Origin of the sequence: Pseudomonas sp. PSKL.D1 (assembly GCF_028898945.1) — a bacterium.
Lineage (GTDB): Bacteria > Pseudomonadota > Gammaproteobacteria > Pseudomonadales > Pseudomonadaceae > Aquipseudomonas.
In genome coordinates, this window is the sequence record NZ_CP118607.1 from 3,538,377 (window position 1) to 3,555,705 (window position 17,329).

Here is a 17,329-nt window from a genome sequence, read left to right on the forward strand (position 1 = left end):
CTGCCAGGCAGCCCCGCCCACCACTTAGTGTTTCATGTGCATGTGGTCGTGGCCTGCGCCGGCCTCGGCATTGAGCGCACGAACCGGCGCTTGTACTTGCACGGTTTCCTTCGCGCCCTTGGCATCTTCGATGGTCAGGGTCAGCGGCACTTGCTCGCCTTCTTTCACTTGCTGGTTCAGGCCCATCAGCATGACGTGCAGGCCGTTCGGGTCCAGGGTCACGGCCTTGCCTGCCGGCAGTTCCACTGCCTTGACTTCACGCATGCCCATCACGTCGCCGTTCATGGTCATTTCGTGTACCTGCACGGTTTTGGCCACAGGGGACGCCACGCCCACCAGCTTGCTGTCGCTGCTGGCGGTGAGGGTCATGAAGGCGCCGGTGGCCTGCTGATGCGGCACGCTGGCACGCACCCATGCATCGCTTACAGCGGTTTCGGCCATGGCCGGAAGGGCCAGGCCCAGCAATACGAGGGCGGCCAGGCCGCGCTTGATCGGTTGCATCGACATTCAGCAGATCTCCATCAGGGTGGCCAGGTCTTCAGCGCATTCCTTGGCGTTCAGGGAATGGCCCAGGCTCAGGCGCAGGGTGCCACGGGTATCGTAGACGTAGCTGGTGGACGAGTGAGAGATGGTGTAGGTGTCGCCCGCCGGAACTTTTTCGTAGAACACCTTGAACTCCTTGGCCACCTCGGCGATTTCTTCCGGGGTGCCGGTCAGGGCGGTGAACGACGGGTCGAAGGCCTTGATGTAGGCGTCGAGCACTTCCGGGGTGTCACGCTCCGGGTCCAGGGTGATGAACACCACCTGGAAAATCTCGCGGTCACGGCCCCTGAGCATGTTCTTGATTTGCACCGCGCGCGCCAGCGTGGTCGGGCAGACCGCCGGGCACTGGGTGAAACCGAAGAAGATCATCGGCATGCTGCCGTAGAAGCTCGACAGGGTGACGTCGTTGCCGCGGGTATCCTTGAGGCGGAACTTGCGCCCCAGGATTTCGTTGCTCATGTTCTTGCCGTACTTGAACTCAAGCCCCCGGGCCGGGTTGCAGCCTGCGAGCAGGCCGAGCCCGAGAACGCCCATCCCGGCGACAACTGCGCGCCGGGTAAACAGATCATTCATGGAACCATCCTTTACAGGGAAGGTGCCGGCCCTCGGGACGGGCCGGCCAGAAAACCGCGGCATTCTGGCATGACACCTTCGGTGGTTCTACCCGACGAAGGCGGTGATGGCCCGCAGCCCTTTAAACATGGGCTGCGGCCTGTTGTCGCAGGGGTTGAAACCGTAACGATTTGTTGCTAAAGCGGATCAGTAATACGCGTTTTCTTTCTGGGTGTGGTCAGTCACATCACGCACGCCCTTGAGCTCGGGAATACGCTCGAGCAGCGTACGCTCGATACCGTCCTTCAGGGTGACGTCCGCTTGGCCGCAGCCTTGGCAACCGCCGCCAAACTGCAACACCGCAATGCCGTCGTCGACCACGTCCACCAGGCTCACCTGGCCGCCGTGGCTGGCCAGGCCCGGGTTGATCTCGGTTTGCAGGTAGTAGTTGATGCGCTCGTTGATCGGGCTGTCTTCGTTGACCATCGGCACCTTGGCGTTCGGCGCCTTGATGGTCAGCTGGCCGCCCATGCGGTCGGTGGCGTAATCCACCAGCGCATCTTCCAGGAACGGCACGCTGACCGCGTCCAGGTAGGCCGTGAAGCTCTTCAGGCCGACCGGCTCGTCGTCTGGCTTTTCTTCGCCCGGCTTGCAGTAGGCGATGCAGGTTTCAGCGTACTGGGTGCCCGGCTGGGTGATGAAAATACGAATGCCAATGCCAGGCGTGTTCTGCTTGGACAGCAGATCGGCCAGGTAGTCATGGGCGGCGTCAGTAATGGTTATAGCGCTCATGGAAGTTCCTCACAGACTTGCGGCCAAGTGTACGCCAACCTGGCCTTTGTACAAAGTCCTAGTATTTAACTCGGGATAGCGCAAATGCAGGCGCCTGCTCCCGTGGCGCCGCCAGCCAGCCCTGCATTCGCCGGTACAGGCCGCGCTCCAGCCACTGGTAACTGAACCACGACATTAGTCCAATGGACGGCACGCACAGGGCAAATACCAGGTACGGGTTCAGGTGCAGGCGCTGGCTGGCGAACCAGCCAGCATACAGCACCAGCACGTGAATCAGGTACACCGAATAGGAGCAGTCGCCCAACGCCTTGAGCACCCGGTTGCCCTTGAAGCAAGGCTCCAGCGCAATGAAGGCCAGCACCACCAGCGCGCTTGGCAATCCCCAGTGCAACAAGCGCTGGGAGGCATCCAGGTGATAGATGGCGTAGCCTGCCGCAACCAGCAGCGCCAACGGCAACCACACCCCCTCGCGGATCAACCCGCGGCGGTACAGCACCCCTAGGCCAATACCGAGCAAAAACTCGTAAATGATGCCGTTGTTGTAGAACCGGCTAAGCACGCCCATACGGCCTAGCACCTCGCTGACCAGCAGCAGCGCGGCGGTCACCAGCAGCAGGTGATGGCGCTGGCGCACCAGAAACGCCAGGCCGAACAGCAGGTAAAAGAACATTTCGAAGTTCAGCGTCCAGCCCACGTTCAGGGTCGGGTACAGGCCGTAACCGCCGGGGTTTTCCGCCGGTATGAACAACAGCGACAGCAGCAGGTGGTGCCACGCGAAGGCCTGGTGTGGCATCCATTGGCTGAAGGCCAGTAACAGCGCGGCCATCAGCGCGGTGTAGAACCAGTAGGCCGGGACGATGCGCAGTGCGCGGTTGAGCAAGAACTGCCGGGGTTCGATGGTTTTGTCGCGGGTCGACAGGTAAATGACCAGCCCGCTGATGACAAAGAAGATGTCGACGCCCACGGCGCCTCGGTCGGTGAGCAGTTGGCCGATGGGGCCGGTGGCTTGGAAGTCGAAGAAGATCTGCATGAAATGGTGGCAAACCACCACCCAGGCGGCGAACGCCCGCAGTGCCTGAAGCGAATACAGCATGAAATACCCTGCGATTGCCGGTGCATTGAGGCCCATGATCAATTGCAGAGCGAGCACTGCGTGCTCGATCGCGGATAAATCCGCTCCTACAACGACCCCCGTGTAGGAGCGGATTTATCCGCGATGGGCTGCAACTGATCAGACCACCCGCCAAGTCCGACCGCAGTCATCTCGAAAAGGTCAGCCCACCCGATCAGAGGTTTTCATACCGGTTCATGTCCAGAACCCCCGCCTCCACCGGCTGGGTCTCCTTGATGAACGTGTTCAGATCATGGAAATACCGCCAGAACTCCGGATGGCTGCGCCTCACGCCCCAGCGCATCACGATACGCTCGAACTTGCCGACATCATCGCGCGCGTACTCCATGTCCTCGACAAACTCCGGCACATCCCTGGCCGGGATGTTGAAGATGAAGTTCGGGTAACTGCTGAGCACGCCTGGGACCAACGTCAGGGTATCCAGCCCAGGCTGATAGCGCGCCGCCTCGCCCAACAAGAAAGCGACGTTGCTATGAGCCCGGTTGCGCAGCAGGCTGTAGACCTGCCGCTGCCCACCCTGCCCTTCGATACGCAGCATCGTAGCCTCGGGCAACTGGTTGATCACCTTCAGGCCAGCAGCCGGGCGCGACACCAGCCGACTGAGCGTCTGTTCCACGTTACGGAACTCTTCACTCATCTGCGGCCGTGAGCAATAGGCGCCAGTACAGCGGTTGATCGGGTCTGGCGCGGCGTTCAGGCTGCCGGTGCGTTGCACCAGCTTCAGGCCGAAATCGCGTTTGGGGTCGCGCGGGTCCAGTTTGATACCACTGGGCGTGTCGGTGTCGATGTCCTCATAGTCCAGCCACATCTTCACCTTGCCGCTGTTCTGGTACCAACTGCTGAGAATCGCCCCACGCTGGTCGGCTGGCATCAGGCGCAGGAAGTTCACCTCGGCACCGTTGCGGATCAGGTCGAAGTACAACCGCGTTTGCAACTGATGCGAGACGTTGCCGAACACATCGAAGTTGACCGCCAACTGGTAGTAAGTACGCTCCAGCAGCGGGTAGTCGAACAGCCATACGGTCAATGGCACATCGCCCACCAGGCCTTTGGTCACAGAGGCACTGTCGAAGTGGCGGAAGATGCTCAACAGCGCATTGTCGTTGCCGGCCCACAGGGTCGACCAACCCGGCGCCGGCATTTCGGCATAGGCCTCACGCCGAAGCTTTTCGTATTCGTTGCGCTTGTCGCGGTAGGCATGCCACAGGCTCAGCACGCTGCCCACGTCATCGATCTGCCCGGGCATGGCCAGCAGCGGCGTGGCCTCACCCCGGTATTGGGCATCGGTGATGTAACGGTCGTGGGCCGGTTCCTGGAACAACGCCCAGAAGTTGTCGCGGATCACATCCGTGGCGATCTGCCCACGGCACACCGGGCCACGGATGAAGGTGCGCACAAAGTACTCGGCGTTATCCAGCATGAACTGGTAGCGCGCCACCGCCGGGATCGCCTCGAACGTCTCGAACGGGTTGGCCCGGTGGCGCGGGCCGTAACCCGGTAATGCCTTGGCGTGCCAGTCGCCGGCATAAAACAGCTGCTTCACGCGCTTGAGCTTCTGCGGCCCCATCGGGTAGGTGATGTGGGTTTTATGCACGATCACGCCCTGCACCGGGATCAGGCGGTAATAGAAGTCGGTGCCGGGAGGGTCGTTGGGGCGGCGTGTGGCAATGATGTCCGCCGGCTGGCCGCTGGGCGTGCGTGAACGCACCCACTGGAAGAAATGCCCCTGCTCACCGCCAACGAAGTAAATGTGCGCCAGGAACAGATGCTCGTAGAGCCAGCGCCCGACCAGCGCCTCGGTCGAGCCCGGCCGGTTGAGCAACGCTTCCCATTCGGCGATCTGCTTGGCCTCGACGGCGCTCGGGGTGATCGGCTGGTACTCAACCGGCGCGCCGGCAGCCAACCAGCGGCGCATCGTGTCGTATTCCTTGTCGGTCAGGCCGGTCACCGCCAGCGGCATGCCCTCCTTGGGGTGGGCGCCGGCATAGGCGTCGAATTCATGGGGTAACGGGCACATGTTGTTGCGGTTAAGGCCCAGCACGATTTCGTCGGGCAGCTTGGCGTTGGGGGTGAGCGGCGTCTTGTGCCCCAGTTCCAGCATGCGCGCCATCAGGGCCGCCTGGCTGCCCTGGTTGTCCAGCACCGAATAGAAGCCCTTCTTGCGCCAGTCTTCTTCACTGTGGGCGTCATAGAACAAACGTGTGGTCGGCACTGCCTTGCTGCGCTCGCCCTGGTACACAGGCACCTTGGAGGCCCCCCGCACCGCACCTTCGGGGCTCTCCAGCTTCAACTGGCAGGCCGCGTCGTTGCAGGCATGGCAGGCCACGCATTTTTCGGTGAAGATCGGCTGGATGTCCCGGGTGTAGGAAATGGCCGGGCTCGACTGGGGGGCCTGCGCAAACGCCGCGCCACTGACAAGCAGGGCGAAAACGCTGGCAAGAATACGATGCACCATGTGCGAAAGGTCCTGGTTGCTTAAAGCCATCACGATTATCTGGTCGTCCCTGGGTGCTCTGGCTGGCCAACATGAACAGATTTCATGCAAATGGCCAGTGCGCCTAAAATCCGCGCAGCTTTGTTATGATTCGGCACCTTCTGATATTTGCCCGACCAGGTAGTTCCTATGTCCGACCGCAGCGCTCGTCTCCAAGCACTCCAGAAAGCACTCAAAGAGCGCATCCTGATCCTCGACGGCGGCATGGGTACTATGATCCAAAGCTACCGCCTGGAGGAACACGACTATCGTGGCACGCGCTTCGCCGATTGGCCAAGCGATGTCAAAGGCAACAACGACCTGCTGCTGCTCAGCCGCCCGGACGTGATCGCTGCCATCGAGAAAGCTTACCTGGATGCAGGCGCCGACATTCTCGAAACCAACACCTTCAACGCCACGCAGATTTCCCAGGCCGACTACGGCATGGAATCGCTGGTGTACGAACTGAACGTCGAGGGCGCCCGCGTTGCCCGCCAGGTGGCCGACGCCAAGACCCTGGAAACCCCGGACAAACCGCGCTTCGTCGCCGGCGTGCTCGGCCCGACCAGCCGTACCTGCTCGATCTCCCCGGACGTCAACGACCCCGGCTACCGCAACGTCACCTTCGATGAACTGGTGGTGAACTACATCGAGGCCACCCGTGGCCTGATCGAAGGTGGCGCTGACCTCATCCTGATCGAGACCATCTTCGACACCCTCAACGCCAAGGCGGCGATCTTTGCCGTGCAGCAGGTGTTCGAGGACGACGGCATCGAACTGCCGATCATGATTTCCGGCACCATCACCGATGCCTCGGGCCGAACCCTGTCGGGGCAGACCACCGAAGCGTTCTGGAACTCGGTAAGCCACGCCAAGCCGATCTCCGTCGGCCTGAACTGCGCCCTGGGCGCGAAAGACCTGCGCCCGTACCTGGAAGAGCTGTCCACCAAGGCCGGCACCCACGTCTCCGCCCACCCCAACGCCGGCCTGCCCAATGCCTTTGGCGAGTACGACGAAACCCCGGCCGAGATGGCGGCGGTGGTCGAGGAATTCGCCGCCAGTGGCTTCCTCAACATCATCGGCGGCTGCTGCGGCACTACCCCGGGGCACATCCAGGCCATCGCCGAAGCCGTGGCCAAGTACAAACCACGCGAAATCCCGGACATCCCCAAGGCCTGCCGCCTGTCGGGCCTGGAGCCGTTCACCATCGACCGTCAGTCGCTGTTCGTGAACGTGGGCGAGCGCACCAACATTACCGGTTCGGCCAAATTCGCCCGGCTGATTCGCGAAGAGAACTACACCGAAGCGCTGGAAGTGGCCCTGCAGCAGGTCGAGGCCGGTGCCCAGGTGATCGACATCAACATGGACGAAGGGATGCTCGACTCCCAGGCGGCCATGGTTCGCTTCCTCAACCTGATCGCCGGTGAGCCTGACATCTCCCGCGTGCCGATCATGATCGACTCCTCCAAATGGGAAGTGATCGAGGCCGGCCTGAAGTGCATCCAGGGCAAGGGCATCGTCAACTCCATTTCCATGAAGGAAGGCGTCGAGCAGTTCAAGCACCATGCCCGCCTGTGCAAGCGCTATGGCGCCGCCGTGGTGGTGATGGCCTTCGACGAGGTCGGCCAGGCCGATACCGCCGCGCGCAAGAAGGAAATCTGCCAGCGCAGCTACGACATCCTGGTCAACGAGGTGGGCTTCCCGCCGGAAGACATCATCTTCGACCCGAACATCTTTGCCGTGGCCACCGGTATCGAAGAGCACAACAACTACGCCGTCGATTTCATCGAGGCATGCGCCTATATCCGTGACCACCTGCCCCACGCCCTGAGTTCGGGCGGTGTGTCCAACGTGTCGTTCTCGTTCCGCGGCAACAACCCGGTGCGCGAGGCGATCCACTCGGTGTTCCTGTATCACGCGATCCAGAATGGCCTGACCATGGGTATCGTCAACGCCGGCCAGCTGGAAATCTACGACGAGATCCCTGCCCTGCTGCGCGAGAAAGTCGAAGATGTGGTGCTCAACCGCACGCCGGAAGGCACCGACGCCCTGCTGGCCATCGCCGACGACTTCAAAGGTGGCGGCGCCACCAAGGAAGTCGAGAACGAGGCCTGGCGTTCGCTGCCGGTCGACAAACGCCTGGAGCACGCCCTGGTCAAGGGCATCACCGCGCACATCGTCGAAGACACCGAAGAGTGCCGCCAGCAGTGCGCGCGCCCCATTGAAGTCATCGAAGGCCCGCTGATGAGCGGCATGAACGTGGTCGGCGACCTGTTCGGCGCCGGCAAAATGTTCCTGCCCCAAGTGGTTAAATCGGCCCGCGTGATGAAGCAGGCCGTGGCGCACCTGATCCCGTTCATCGAAGCGGAAAAAGGCGACAAGCCCGAGGCCAAGGGCAAGATCCTGATGGCCACGGTCAAAGGCGACGTGCACGACATCGGCAAGAACATCGTGGGTGTAGTGCTCGGCTGCAACGGTTACGACATCGTCGACCTTGGCGTGATGGTGCCAGCGGAAAAGATCCTGCAAACCGCCCGTGACGAGAAGTGCGACATCATCGGCCTGTCCGGCCTGATTACCCCGTCGCTGGACGAAATGGTGCACGTTGCCCGCGAGATGCAGCGCCAGGGCTTCGAACTGCCGCTGATGATCGGTGGCGCCACCACCTCCAAAGCGCACACGGCGGTGAAGATCGAGCCCAAGTACAGCAACGATGCGGTCGTTTACGTCACCGACGCCTCGCGCGCCGTGGGCGTGGCCACGCAATTGCTGTCCAAAGAGCTCAAGCCAGGCTTCGTGGCGAAAACCCGCGAAGAGTACGTTGAAGTTCGCGAGCGCACCGCCAACCGCAGTGCCCGTACCGAACGCCTGAGCCATGCCCAGGCCGTGGCAGCCAAGCCCAAGTACGAGTGGGCTGGCTATCAGCCTGCGGTGCCGTCCTTCACTGGCGTCAAGGTGCTGGAGAACATCGACTTGCGCACCCTGGCCGAGTACATCGACTGGACTCCGTTCTTCATTTCGTGGGACCTGGCCGGCAAGTTCCCGCGCATCCTCACTGACGAAGTGGTTGGCGAAGCCGCCACCGCGCTGTACAAGGATGCCCGCGAAATGCTCGACAAACTGATCGACGAAAAACTGATCAGTGCCCGCGCGGTATTCGGCTTCTGGCCGGCCAACCAGGTGGCGGACGACGACATCGAGGTGTACGGCGAAAACGGCCAGACGCTGGCGACCCTGCACCACCTGCGCCAGCAAACCATCAAGCCGGATGGCAAGCCGAACTTCTCCCTGGCCGACTTCGTCGCACCCAAGGCCAGCGGCGTCACTGACTACGTGGGCGGCTTCATCACCACAGCAGGCATCGGCGCCGAGGAAGTGGCCAAGGCGTATCAAGACAAAGGTGACGACTACAGCTCGATCATGGTCAAGGCCCTGGCCGACCGCCTGGCCGAGGCCTGCGCCGAGTGGCTGCACGAGCAGGTGCGTAAAGAGCACTGGGGTTATGCCAAGGACGAGCACCTGGATAACGACGCGCTGATCAAGGAGCAGTACAGCGGCATCCGCCCTGCCCCGGGCTACCCGGCCTGCCCGGACCACACCGAGAAGGAAACCCTGTTCCGCCTGCTCGATGGCACCGCCATTGGCGAGACCGGGCCGAGCGGCGTGTTCCTCACCGAGCACTTCGCCATGTTCCCGGCGGCGGCGGTCAGCGGTTGGTACTTTGCCCACCCGCAGGCGCAGTACTTTGCCGTCGGCAAGGTGGACAAGGACCAGATCGAAAGCTACAGCGCGCGCAAAGGGCAGGATGTGAGCGTTAGCGAGCGGTGGTTGGCGCCTAACCTTGGGTACGACAACTGAGTGAATTTGCGGGCCTCATCGCGGCGGTCCGACGTCTCGGTAAATCCGTTCCTACAGCGGTATGCGTGCCTTGTAGGAGCGGATTTACCGAGACGTCGGACCGCCGCGATAGGGCCCGCAAGGCCTACACTGTCCCTGATTGCCTCTGATCCCGTCAGGAGCCCCCATGGACGACAAGCCCCCCACCTTCTGGCAAATGCTGCACAGCATCCTCGCCGCCGCCTTCGGCGTGCAAAGCGGCAAAAACCGCGCACGCGACTTCAACCACGGCAAGGCCAGCCATTTCATCGTGCTGGGCACCCTGTTCACCCTCGTATTCATTGCCGTACTGATCGGCCTGGTGCAACTGGCCCTGCACCTCACCGCCCACTGAAAACGAAAACGCCTGCAGGATTCCCTCCTGCAGGCGTCGTGGCAGTTTCACGGTCTTGAAGCAAGTCTACTGGTGGCTGACCCAATACACGGCAGTGACCACCACCAGCACGATCAAACAGAGGATCGCCCAGGCATCGACACTGCTGTCAGCTTTGCGGACTTTGGTTGAGTTTCCCATTGCATTGCCTCTTGTAGTGGTTATGGGAATGCACTTCACAACCAGCAGTTAAGACGAGCAATGCCCTTTGCTCAAGCAAGGTCTTTCAATAGTCGACAGGTGACGTGAGAAAAGGGTACTGGTAATCCTTCGGCCGCCCTTCGGCGCTGAAACGCCGGAAATCGACGCCGTAGTCCGCTTGTTCCACCAGCTTGAGCCAGCGCTTGGCCTTGGCCTCATCAATCGGCTGCAACACCGGTAAAATGTGGTTGCGCACACCGTCCCGATTGATCGGCAGCCCTTCGGCATCGTCATGCAGCATGACCATGGCCCAGCCGCCCACGCTGAAATGCCCGCCCAAAAGCACGCCAAGGCGCCCGTCGATGCGGGCGCGCAGGGCCTCGGGCGAGCTGTTGATTGCACCAAACACCACGTCCCGCCCCGGTTTGCGCCCTGCTGCCTCAAACGCCTGCATGGCACCAAACGCCATCTCGTCATTGGCCGACCACACCAGTTTGGTGTTTGGGTAGCGCTGCAACAGCTGCTGCGCCTGCTCGAACGCCCGCTGGCGGTTCCAGCCGCCGTACACCACCTGGCGCAACCGCACCTGGGGGTAGTCGGCCAAGGCCTGGCGCATCCCGCGCTCACGCAACTGGGAGGCTGGCGTGGTGTTGACCCCGGCGAAAGCGATCAGGTCCACCGGCTCGTTGCTGCGCGGCAGCAGGGCAACCATCTGTTGCAGCATCTGAAACCCCGCCTGCTCGTCATTGCCGGTGAGGGTGCCGAGCAGTTGCGAGTACTTGCCCGGTTGCGCCTGGATGCTGCGCTGCTGGCTGTCGGTAAGGCCATTGTTGACCATGAACAGCTTCACCCCGGTGCCCTGTGCCAGCCGGATAATTTCCGGCGCCACGTACTGTTCGTTCACCAGCACCAGATAATCCGGCCGCTGCGGCCCTTTGAGAATGGCCCTTGCCTGGTCCAGTGCGCGCTCGGCGCTGCGCTCGCTGTACTCCACGCGCAGGGTCATACCCAAATCATCAGCGGCCGCCTGCATGAAGCGTGAATAGCCGGTCCAGAACGATTCGCTGGTCTGGCCCGGGTTGAGAAAAACCACGGAAGCGGCCTGTGCGCTGGCCACCAGCGGCAGGCTCAGGCACATACTTTGGCACAGCGCCTTGAGCATGCAGAATTACCCCTTGAACAAACCGGGGAATTATAAACAGGCAATGGCCGGTCACGAACAAATGCCAGTCAGTCTCACTTAGTTCTTTTGGTTCTTTTCATATGCAAAAACATCACTTTAGCGCATAACCCCAACCTGATATCGTTCCCCGGCTCCGAACCGGAGTGCGCGGCCGTGCGCGCGAATAGCTGCATGCAGCCTGAGACAGGACTTTTATGTACGTATACGACGAGTACGATCAGCGGATCATCGAGGACCGCGTCAAGCAGTTCCGTGATCAGACCCGCCGCTACCTGGCCGGTGAGCTGAGCGAAGAAGAATTCCGCCCTCTGCGCCTGCAGAACGGCCTTTATATCCAACGTTTCGCCCCGATGCTGCGCGTTGCCGTGCCCTATGGCCAGCTGAACGCCCGCCAGGTCCGCACACTGGCCAAGATCGCTCGCGACTACGACAAGGGCTATGCCCACATTTCCACCCGCCAGAACGTGCAGTACAACTGGCCGGCACTGGAAGACATCCCGGACATCCTTGCCGAGCTGGCCACCGTGCAGATGCACGCCATCCAGACCAGCGGCAACTGCCTGCGCAACACCACCACCGACCAGTTTGCCGGTGTGGCCGCGGACGAGATCATCGACCCACGCCCATGGTGCGAGATCGTGCGCCAGTGGACCACCTTCCACCCGGAATTCGCCTACCTGCCGCGCAAGTTCAAGATTGCGGTCAACGGCTCGAAAGAAGACCGCGCCGCCATCGAAGTGCACGACATCGGCCTTGAGCCTGTGCGCAACGAAGCCGGCGAGCTGGGCTTCCGCGTGTTGGTCGGTGGTGGCCTGGGCCGTACCCCGGTGGTCGGTTCGTTCATCAACGAGTTCCTGCCATGGCAGGACCTGATCAGCTACCTGGACGCCATCCTGCGCGTGTACAACCGTTACGGTCGCCGTGACAACAAGTACAAGGCGCGCATCAAGATCCTGGTCAAGGCCCTGACCCCGGAAGTGTTCGCCGAAAAGGTCGAGGCCGAAATGGCTCACCTGCGTGGCGGCAGCACCACCCTGACCGAAGACGAAGTGCAGCGCGTGTCGCGCCACTTCGTCGACCCGGCCTACCTGGCCCTCGACAACGTCGACTACAGCGCCCAGGACGCCGAGTACCCAGGCTTCGCCCGCTGGCGTTCGCGCAACACCCGCGCCCACAAAAAGCCCGGCTATGTTGCCGTGACCCTGTCGCTCAAGCCCACCGGCGTTGCCCCGGGCGACCTGACCGACAAGCAACTGGACGCCGTGGCCGACCTGGCCGAGCGCTACAGCTTCGGCTACCTGCGTACCTCCCACGAGCAGAACATCATCCTCGCCGACGTCGAGCAGCGCCAGCTGCACGCCCTGTGGCTGGAACTGCGCGAAGGCGGTTTCGCCACGCCGAACATCGGCCTGCTGACCGACATCATCTGCTGCCCGGGCGGTGACTACTGCTCGCTGGCCAACGCCAAGTCGATCCCGATCGCCGAGTCCATCCAGCGCCGCTTCGACGACCTGGACTACCTGTTCGACATCGGTGAAATCGACCTGAACATTTCCGGTTGCATGAACGCCTGCGGCCACCACCACGTCGGCCACATCGGCATCCTCGGGGTGGACAAGAAGGGTGAAGAGTTCTACCAGGTTTCGCTGGGCGGCAATGCCGCGCGCGACGCCAGCCTGGGCAAGATCCTCGGCCCTTCGTTCGCCCAGGACGCCATGGCCGATGTGATCGAGAAGCTGATCGCCGTGTACGTCGAGCAGCGCACTGAAGAAGAGCGCTTCATCGACACCTACCAGCGTATTGGCATCGACCCCTTCAAGGAACGCGTCTATGCAGCGAATCATTAAGAACAACCAGATCGTCGACGAAACCTGGCACCTGCTGCCCAAGGACACGCCCCTCGACGAGCTGACCAACTGCGACGACTACATCGTCCCGCTGCAGCTGTGGCGTGACCATGCCCACGTGCTCAAGGCCCGCGACGGCGGCTTGGGCGTGTGGCTGGACAGCGACGAGGAAGCCGAAGAAATCGGCGAAGACGTGGAACACTTCCAGGTCATCGCGTTGAACTTCCCGGCCTTCACCGACGGGCGCAACTACTCCAACGCGCGCCTGCTGCGTGACCGCTACAAGTTCAAAGGCGAGCTGCGCGCCATTGGCGACGTGCTGCGTGACCAGCTGTTCTTCATGCACCGCTGCGGCTTTGACGCCTTTGCCATCCGTGCCGACAAGGACCCGGAAGACGCACTGCAAAGCCTGAAGGACTTCTCGGTCAGCTACCAGGCCGCCACAGACGAACCGCTGCCGCTGTTCCGCCGCCGCTAACCGTCACGCAAGCCGGTGCAGGGCTGCTTTGCCGCCCTGCACCGCGCAAGCCCCCCAACCACCCAATTGCATGCCTGCTCTGGCAGAATGATGGCAAACGGCTACGCTCTCCATGACCGCAAGGAGCGCCCGGCATGCCCCATTCCCCTCGTTTTTTCGACCACTACCGTAAAGCCGACCGCATCATGCTGGGCCTGACCTGGCTCTTGTGCATGTTCTCGCTGGCACTGGCCTTCTGGCACGACACGTTCATCCAGGCCATCGCCATAGGCGGCGGCACATGCTTGCTGCTGACCGCCCTGTATCGGGCCATAGGCGGCACCCGCCCGATGCGCTGCGCCCTGGCCATTGGCCTGATGGTGATGGCCGCCTTGCACATCAACCAGGCCCAGGGCGTGATCGAATCGCACTTCGGCATCTTCGCCTTGCTCGCGGTGCTGACGTTTTACCGCGACTGGCTGCCGATCCTGGTGGCAGCCGTCACCATTGCCGCGCACCATGTGATCTTCCATGCGCTGCAGCATCAGGGTTACCCGGTATTCGTCATGGCCCACCACGGTGGCTGGGCAATGATATTCGTGCATGCCTTCTACGTGCTCATGGAAACCGTCGCCCTGCTCTACCTCGCCGTGCACAGCCGCCGGGACGCCGACGAAAGCCAGGATATGCTGGACAAAATGCTGCTCACTACCTCGCAGTTCACCACCGACTCCGGCCAGGACAACACGCAGCACGTTTCGCTGGCTCAACGCTTTGATCGCTTCTTCACCCAGATCACCGACCTGGTAGACGGCGTGGTGCGCGATTCTCAAGGCCTGGGCGAACTGGGCCAGGAATTGGCCAACACCAGCTCCACCCTGGAAAAAGGCGCCCGCCATCAGCTTACCGAGATCGCTCAGGTCACCGGCTGCATGCAGCAGATGGGCGACGCCATGGGCCACATCGCCGCCCACGTCGAAGACGCCGCCGAGCATGCCGGGCAGGCCAGCACGCAGGTCAGCCGGGGCCAGGCAAGCGTCAACCGCGCCCGGGAAGAAATCGTGCAACTGGCCCAGCGGCTGCAAGGCACCAACGACACCGTGGAAGCGCTGGCCGGGCAGGCGCAGCAGATCGGCACCGTGCTGGAGGTAATCAGCAGCATCGCCGAACAGACCAACCTTTTGGCACTCAACGCGGCCATCGAGGCCGCCCGCGCGGGCGAACAAGGCCGCGGCTTTGCCGTGGTGGCCGATGAAGTGCGTAACCTGGCCAAACGTACCGCCGTTTCTACCCAGGAAATCCGCACCATCATCGAAACCCTGCAGCAAGGCAGCCGCCAGGCGGTGGAGGCTATGCACCACAGCCGCGATGGCGTGGCCCGGTGCGTGGAGGACAGTGAGCTGGCGGCGGCGGTGCTGCAGGCGGTAAGCAGCGACATTGCGCACATCGACCAGCTCAACGGGCAGATCGTCAGCACCACCCGCGAGCAATCGGCAGTGAGCCTGGAGATCGTCGAACGGCTACAGTCAGTGCAGGGGATTGCCCAGGGCACTGCGCAGGATGTGCAGGCGTTGGCGTCTAACAGCCGCAGGTTGCCGCCGATTGCAACTCGGCTGGATGCATTGGGGCGCACGTTTCATCCCTGACAGGATGGTTGCCTCGCAGGCCCTTTCGCGGGTAAACCCGCTCCCACAGGGTGGACTGCTCCTGTGGGAGCGGGTTTACCCGCGAAAGGGCCATGACAGGCAATGGGTACAAATGATAATGACTCGTAGTAATATCCGCGCACCGTTCACCCGCACCCGATTCGCCCATGAACCTACACCCCCCCGCCCCGCGCGTGCTGGTGGTCGACGACCACCGTAAAATCCGCGACCCGCTGGCCACCTACCTGCGCCGCCATAGCTTCGATGTGCGCAGCGCCGGCGATGCTGCCGGCATGTGGCAACTGCTTAAACAGCAGGATTTCGACGTGGTGGTGCTGGACGTCATGCTCCCCGACGGCGACGGCTTCGAGCTGTGCCAGCAGTTGCACCGGCGCTGCAAGCTGCCGGTGATTCTGCTGACCGCGCGCGACACCACCGCCGACCGCATCCGTGGCCTGGACCTGGGCGCCGACGACTACCTGACCAAACCCTTCGAGCCGCGCGAGCTGGTGGCGCGTTTGAACAGTGTGCTGCGCCGTCATCAGGCCACCCAGGCCCGGCTCGAGGCCAGCACGGCGGCAGAAACGCCGCGTCGGTTTCGCTTCGCGGGCTGGCAGTTCTGTGCGAGCAGCGCCACCCTGCGTCGCGAAAACCATGCGCAGGTGCAGTTGAGCACCGCCGAGAGCCGTTTGTTGCAGGTGCTGCTGCAACACCCGCACCTCGCCTTGACGCGCCAGCGCCTGGTAGACCTGACCGCCGCCCATGACAGCGAAATCAGCGAACGCGCCATCGACCGCCAGGTCAGCCGCCTGCGCCGCAAGCTGGCGCATGACCCACAAGCCCCTGAACTGCTGCGCACCCTGTGGGGCAGTGGATACGTGCTGGCCGCCGATGTCAGCCATGACTAGGCCGGGCCGCCTGTGGCCAACGCGCCTTCTGCACCAACTGAGCCTGCTGCTGTGCCTGGCGTTGTTGGCTTCGCACCTGATCCGCATCTTGCTGCTGCACCAGCATGGCAGCCTGTTGCACCCGTTGTCGCGCAATGCCAGCCTGGAGCGGCTGGCCAGCGCATTCCACGCCGCCAACGACCTGGCGCCTGCGCAGAGCACCCGGTTGCTGGCGCACATGGGTAATCGCGAAACCCGGTTCTGGCTGGCTTCACAGCCAGAGGTCACGCCGTTTGCCGCCCGCGCTGAAGAGCAACGGCTGGCCCGCGACCTGCGCGCCCGGCTGCAACTGGATGCAGGCCAAAGCCTTACCTTGCAGTTGGAGCGGGTCAACGGCGCAGACGCCCGCAGCCACCCGCTCAGCCCGGCCGGTTGGGCTCCCTTGCGCTTGCGCAGCAGCCTTGCCCTGGGTAACGGGCTGTACCTGAATGCCATCCAGCACCCCAGCGGCGCCTACCAATGGGGTAGCGTGCTGGCCTACAGCTTGCCGGTCACCACCTTGCCCGTGCTGCTGGTGGTGATTTTTTGCATGAGCCGGGTCATCCGCCCAGTGAAGTCGCTGGCCTTGGCCACCGAACGCGTCAGCCGGGGCGAGTGGATCGCCCCGCTGCCCTTGGCCGGCCCTGCCGAAGCCCGTGAACTGACCCATGCCTTCAACACCATGCAGGCCAGCCTGGCGCGCCATGTGGAAGGCCGCACGCGCCTGCTGGCGGGTATCAGCCACGACCTGAATACGCCGCTGACCGAACTGCGCCTGCAGGTGGAGTTGCTGGACGACGGGCCTGCGCGTGACGACATGCTGGAGAGCCTTGATGAGTTGTCGGCGATGGTGCGTGAAACCCTCTCGTTCGTGCGCGACGACGCCGTGCAGGAGGCTACCTGCGAGTTGGCCCTGGATGACGTACTGGCAGACCTGGCGCGCCGATATGAGCTGATGGGCCAACCGGTCACCTGGCCGGCCCGCATTGACGTACGCCTGCACGGCCGGCCGCTTGCACTGAAGCGCGCGCTGACCAACCTGATCGACAATGCCCTGAAGCATGGCAAGGCAGCGCAAGTAACCACACACCTGCAACAGGGCGCTGCAGTGGTGGAAGTTCTCGACGCCGGCCCCGGGTTGCCTGAAGACTGGCTGGAAAAGGTGTTTGAACCGTTCGTTCAACTGGCGCCCACTGGCGGCGGGCTGGGCCTTGGGCTGGCGATTGCGCGGTCGTGCATCCAGGCCCATGGCGGTGAATTGGTACTGGAAAACCGCCAGCCCGCGGGGCTGTGTGCAGTGGTTAGGTTGCCTGTGGCGGGTTGAGAGCATGGCGCCGGCATTGCCGGCACCGCCCCTGTAGGAGCGG

Annotated in this window: 13 protein-coding genes; 7 read left to right on the top strand and 6 right to left on the bottom strand. The window is 62.8% G+C overall.

Features of this window, described 5'->3' with window-relative positions; all coding sequences use genetic code 11:
- Positions 1 to 24 precede the first annotated feature (24 nt).
- The 5 genes from PVV54_RS15750 to PVV54_RS15770 form a co-directional block, all read right to left on the bottom strand.
- On the bottom strand, positions 25 to 507 hold the full coding sequence (locus PVV54_RS15750; RefSeq protein ID WP_274906146.1) for a copper chaperone PCu(A)C: 483 nt from the start codon (positions 505 to 507) through the stop codon (positions 25 to 27).
- Complete coding sequence (locus PVV54_RS15755) at positions 508 to 1,116, bottom strand: SCO family protein (RefSeq protein WP_274906147.1); 609 nt, start codon at positions 1,114 to 1,116, stop codon at positions 508 to 510.
- A gap of 186 nt (positions 1,117 to 1,302) precedes the next feature.
- Positions 1,303 to 1,887 (bottom strand): Fe-S biogenesis protein NfuA, encoded by a 585-nt coding sequence (nfuA, locus tag PVV54_RS15760; protein WP_138217419.1) that lies wholly within the window; start codon positions 1,885 to 1,887, stop codon positions 1,303 to 1,305.
- Between the two features lie 58 nt (positions 1,888 to 1,945).
- Positions 1,946 to 2,980 (bottom strand): acyltransferase family protein, encoded by a 1,035-nt coding sequence (locus tag PVV54_RS15765; RefSeq protein WP_274910447.1) that lies wholly within the window; start codon positions 2,978 to 2,980, stop codon positions 1,946 to 1,948.
- A 193-nt stretch (positions 2,981 to 3,173) separates the two neighbouring features.
- On the bottom strand, positions 3,174 to 5,474 hold the full coding sequence (locus PVV54_RS15770) for a fatty acid cis/trans isomerase (protein WP_274906148.1): 2,301 nt from the start codon (positions 5,472 to 5,474) through the stop codon (positions 3,174 to 3,176).
- A 168-nt stretch (positions 5,475 to 5,642) separates the two neighbouring features.
- Here PVV54_RS15770 and metH point away from each other — a divergent pair, with 168 nt between their 5' ends.
- A complete protein-coding gene (gene metH / locus PVV54_RS15775; protein WP_274906149.1) occupies positions 5,643 to 9,350 on the top strand; it encodes a methionine synthase in 3,708 nt (1,235 codons plus the stop codon).
- Between the two features lie 166 nt (positions 9,351 to 9,516).
- Positions 9,517 to 9,723: a DUF2970 domain-containing protein gene (locus PVV54_RS15780; protein ID WP_274906150.1), complete on the top strand. Its 207-nt coding sequence runs from the start codon at positions 9,517 to 9,519 to the stop codon at positions 9,721 to 9,723.
- Between the two features lie 265 nt (positions 9,724 to 9,988).
- On the opposite strand, the gene PVV54_RS15785 is transcribed toward PVV54_RS15780, so the two are convergent.
- Positions 9,989 to 11,065 (bottom strand): ABC transporter substrate-binding protein, encoded by a 1,077-nt coding sequence (locus PVV54_RS15785; protein ID WP_274906151.1) that lies wholly within the window; start codon positions 11,063 to 11,065, stop codon positions 9,989 to 9,991.
- A 215-nt stretch (positions 11,066 to 11,280) separates the two neighbouring features.
- Between PVV54_RS15785 and PVV54_RS15790 the strand changes: the two genes are divergently transcribed.
- The 5 genes from PVV54_RS15790 to PVV54_RS15810 all read left to right on the top strand — a co-directional run bounded on the left by PVV54_RS15790 (position 11,281) and on the right by PVV54_RS15810 (position 17,286).
- Positions 11,281 to 12,933, top strand: coding sequence for a nitrite/sulfite reductase (locus tag PVV54_RS15790; protein ID WP_274906152.1), 1,653 nt, complete (start codon positions 11,281 to 11,283; stop codon positions 12,931 to 12,933).
- Complete coding sequence (locus PVV54_RS15795; RefSeq protein ID WP_274906153.1) at positions 12,917 to 13,411, top strand: DUF934 domain-containing protein; 495 nt, start codon at positions 12,917 to 12,919, stop codon at positions 13,409 to 13,411. The genes PVV54_RS15790 and PVV54_RS15795 overlap by 17 nt, the downstream gene beginning before the upstream one ends.
- 134 nt (positions 13,412 to 13,545) lie before the next feature.
- The gene (locus PVV54_RS15800; RefSeq protein ID WP_274906154.1) at positions 13,546 to 15,036 is read left to right on the top strand and encodes a methyl-accepting chemotaxis protein; all 1,491 of its coding nucleotides are present in this window, start codon (positions 13,546 to 13,548) and stop codon (positions 15,034 to 15,036) included.
- A gap of 167 nt (positions 15,037 to 15,203) precedes the next feature.
- Positions 15,204 to 15,944, top strand: a complete 741-nt coding sequence (locus PVV54_RS15805; RefSeq protein WP_274906155.1) for a response regulator — start codon at positions 15,204 to 15,206, stop codon at positions 15,942 to 15,944.
- The gene (locus PVV54_RS15810; RefSeq protein WP_274906156.1) at positions 15,937 to 17,286 is read left to right on the top strand and encodes an ATP-binding protein; all 1,350 of its coding nucleotides are present in this window, start codon (positions 15,937 to 15,939) and stop codon (positions 17,284 to 17,286) included. Before PVV54_RS15805 ends, PVV54_RS15810 begins: the two co-directional genes overlap by 8 nt.
- Positions 17,287 to 17,329: the final 43 nt, after the last annotated feature.

What these genes read in the sequence shown, in the direction of transcription:
- PVV54_RS15805 (WP_274906155.1), top strand. Translation starts at nt 15,204, where the DNA reads ATGAACCTACACCCCCCCGCCCCGCGCGTGCTGGTGGTCGACGACCAC.
- PVV54_RS15755 (WP_274906147.1), bottom strand. Translation starts at nt 1,116, where the DNA reads ATGAATGATCTGTTTACCCGGCGCGCAGTTGTCGCCGGGATGGGCGTT.
- PVV54_RS15765 (WP_274910447.1), bottom strand. Translation starts at nt 2,980, where the DNA reads ATGCTGTATTCGCTTCAGGCACTGCGGGCGTTCGCCGCCTGGGTGGTG.
- PVV54_RS15750 (WP_274906146.1), bottom strand. Translation starts at nt 507, where the DNA reads ATGTCGATGCAACCGATCAAGCGCGGCCTGGCCGCCCTCGTATTGCTG.
- PVV54_RS15810 (WP_274906156.1), top strand. Translation starts at nt 15,937, where the DNA reads ATGACTAGGCCGGGCCGCCTGTGGCCAACGCGCCTTCTGCACCAACTG.
- PVV54_RS15795 (WP_274906153.1), top strand. Translation starts at nt 12,917, where the DNA reads ATGCAGCGAATCATTAAGAACAACCAGATCGTCGACGAAACCTGGCAC.
- nfuA (WP_138217419.1), bottom strand. Translation starts at nt 1,887, where the DNA reads ATGAGCGCTATAACCATTACTGACGCCGCCCATGACTACCTGGCCGAT.
- PVV54_RS15800 (WP_274906154.1), top strand. Translation starts at nt 13,546, where the DNA reads ATGCCCCATTCCCCTCGTTTTTTCGACCACTACCGTAAAGCCGACCGC.
- PVV54_RS15785 (WP_274906151.1), bottom strand. Translation starts at nt 11,065, where the DNA reads ATGCTCAAGGCGCTGTGCCAAAGTATGTGCCTGAGCCTGCCGCTGGTG.
- PVV54_RS15790 (WP_274906152.1), top strand. Translation starts at nt 11,281, where the DNA reads ATGTACGTATACGACGAGTACGATCAGCGGATCATCGAGGACCGCGTC.
- metH (WP_274906149.1), top strand. Translation starts at nt 5,643, where the DNA reads ATGTCCGACCGCAGCGCTCGTCTCCAAGCACTCCAGAAAGCACTCAAA.
- PVV54_RS15770 (WP_274906148.1), bottom strand. Translation starts at nt 5,474, where the DNA reads ATGGTGCATCGTATTCTTGCCAGCGTTTTCGCCCTGCTTGTCAGTGGC.
- PVV54_RS15780 (WP_274906150.1), top strand. Translation starts at nt 9,517, where the DNA reads ATGGACGACAAGCCCCCCACCTTCTGGCAAATGCTGCACAGCATCCTC.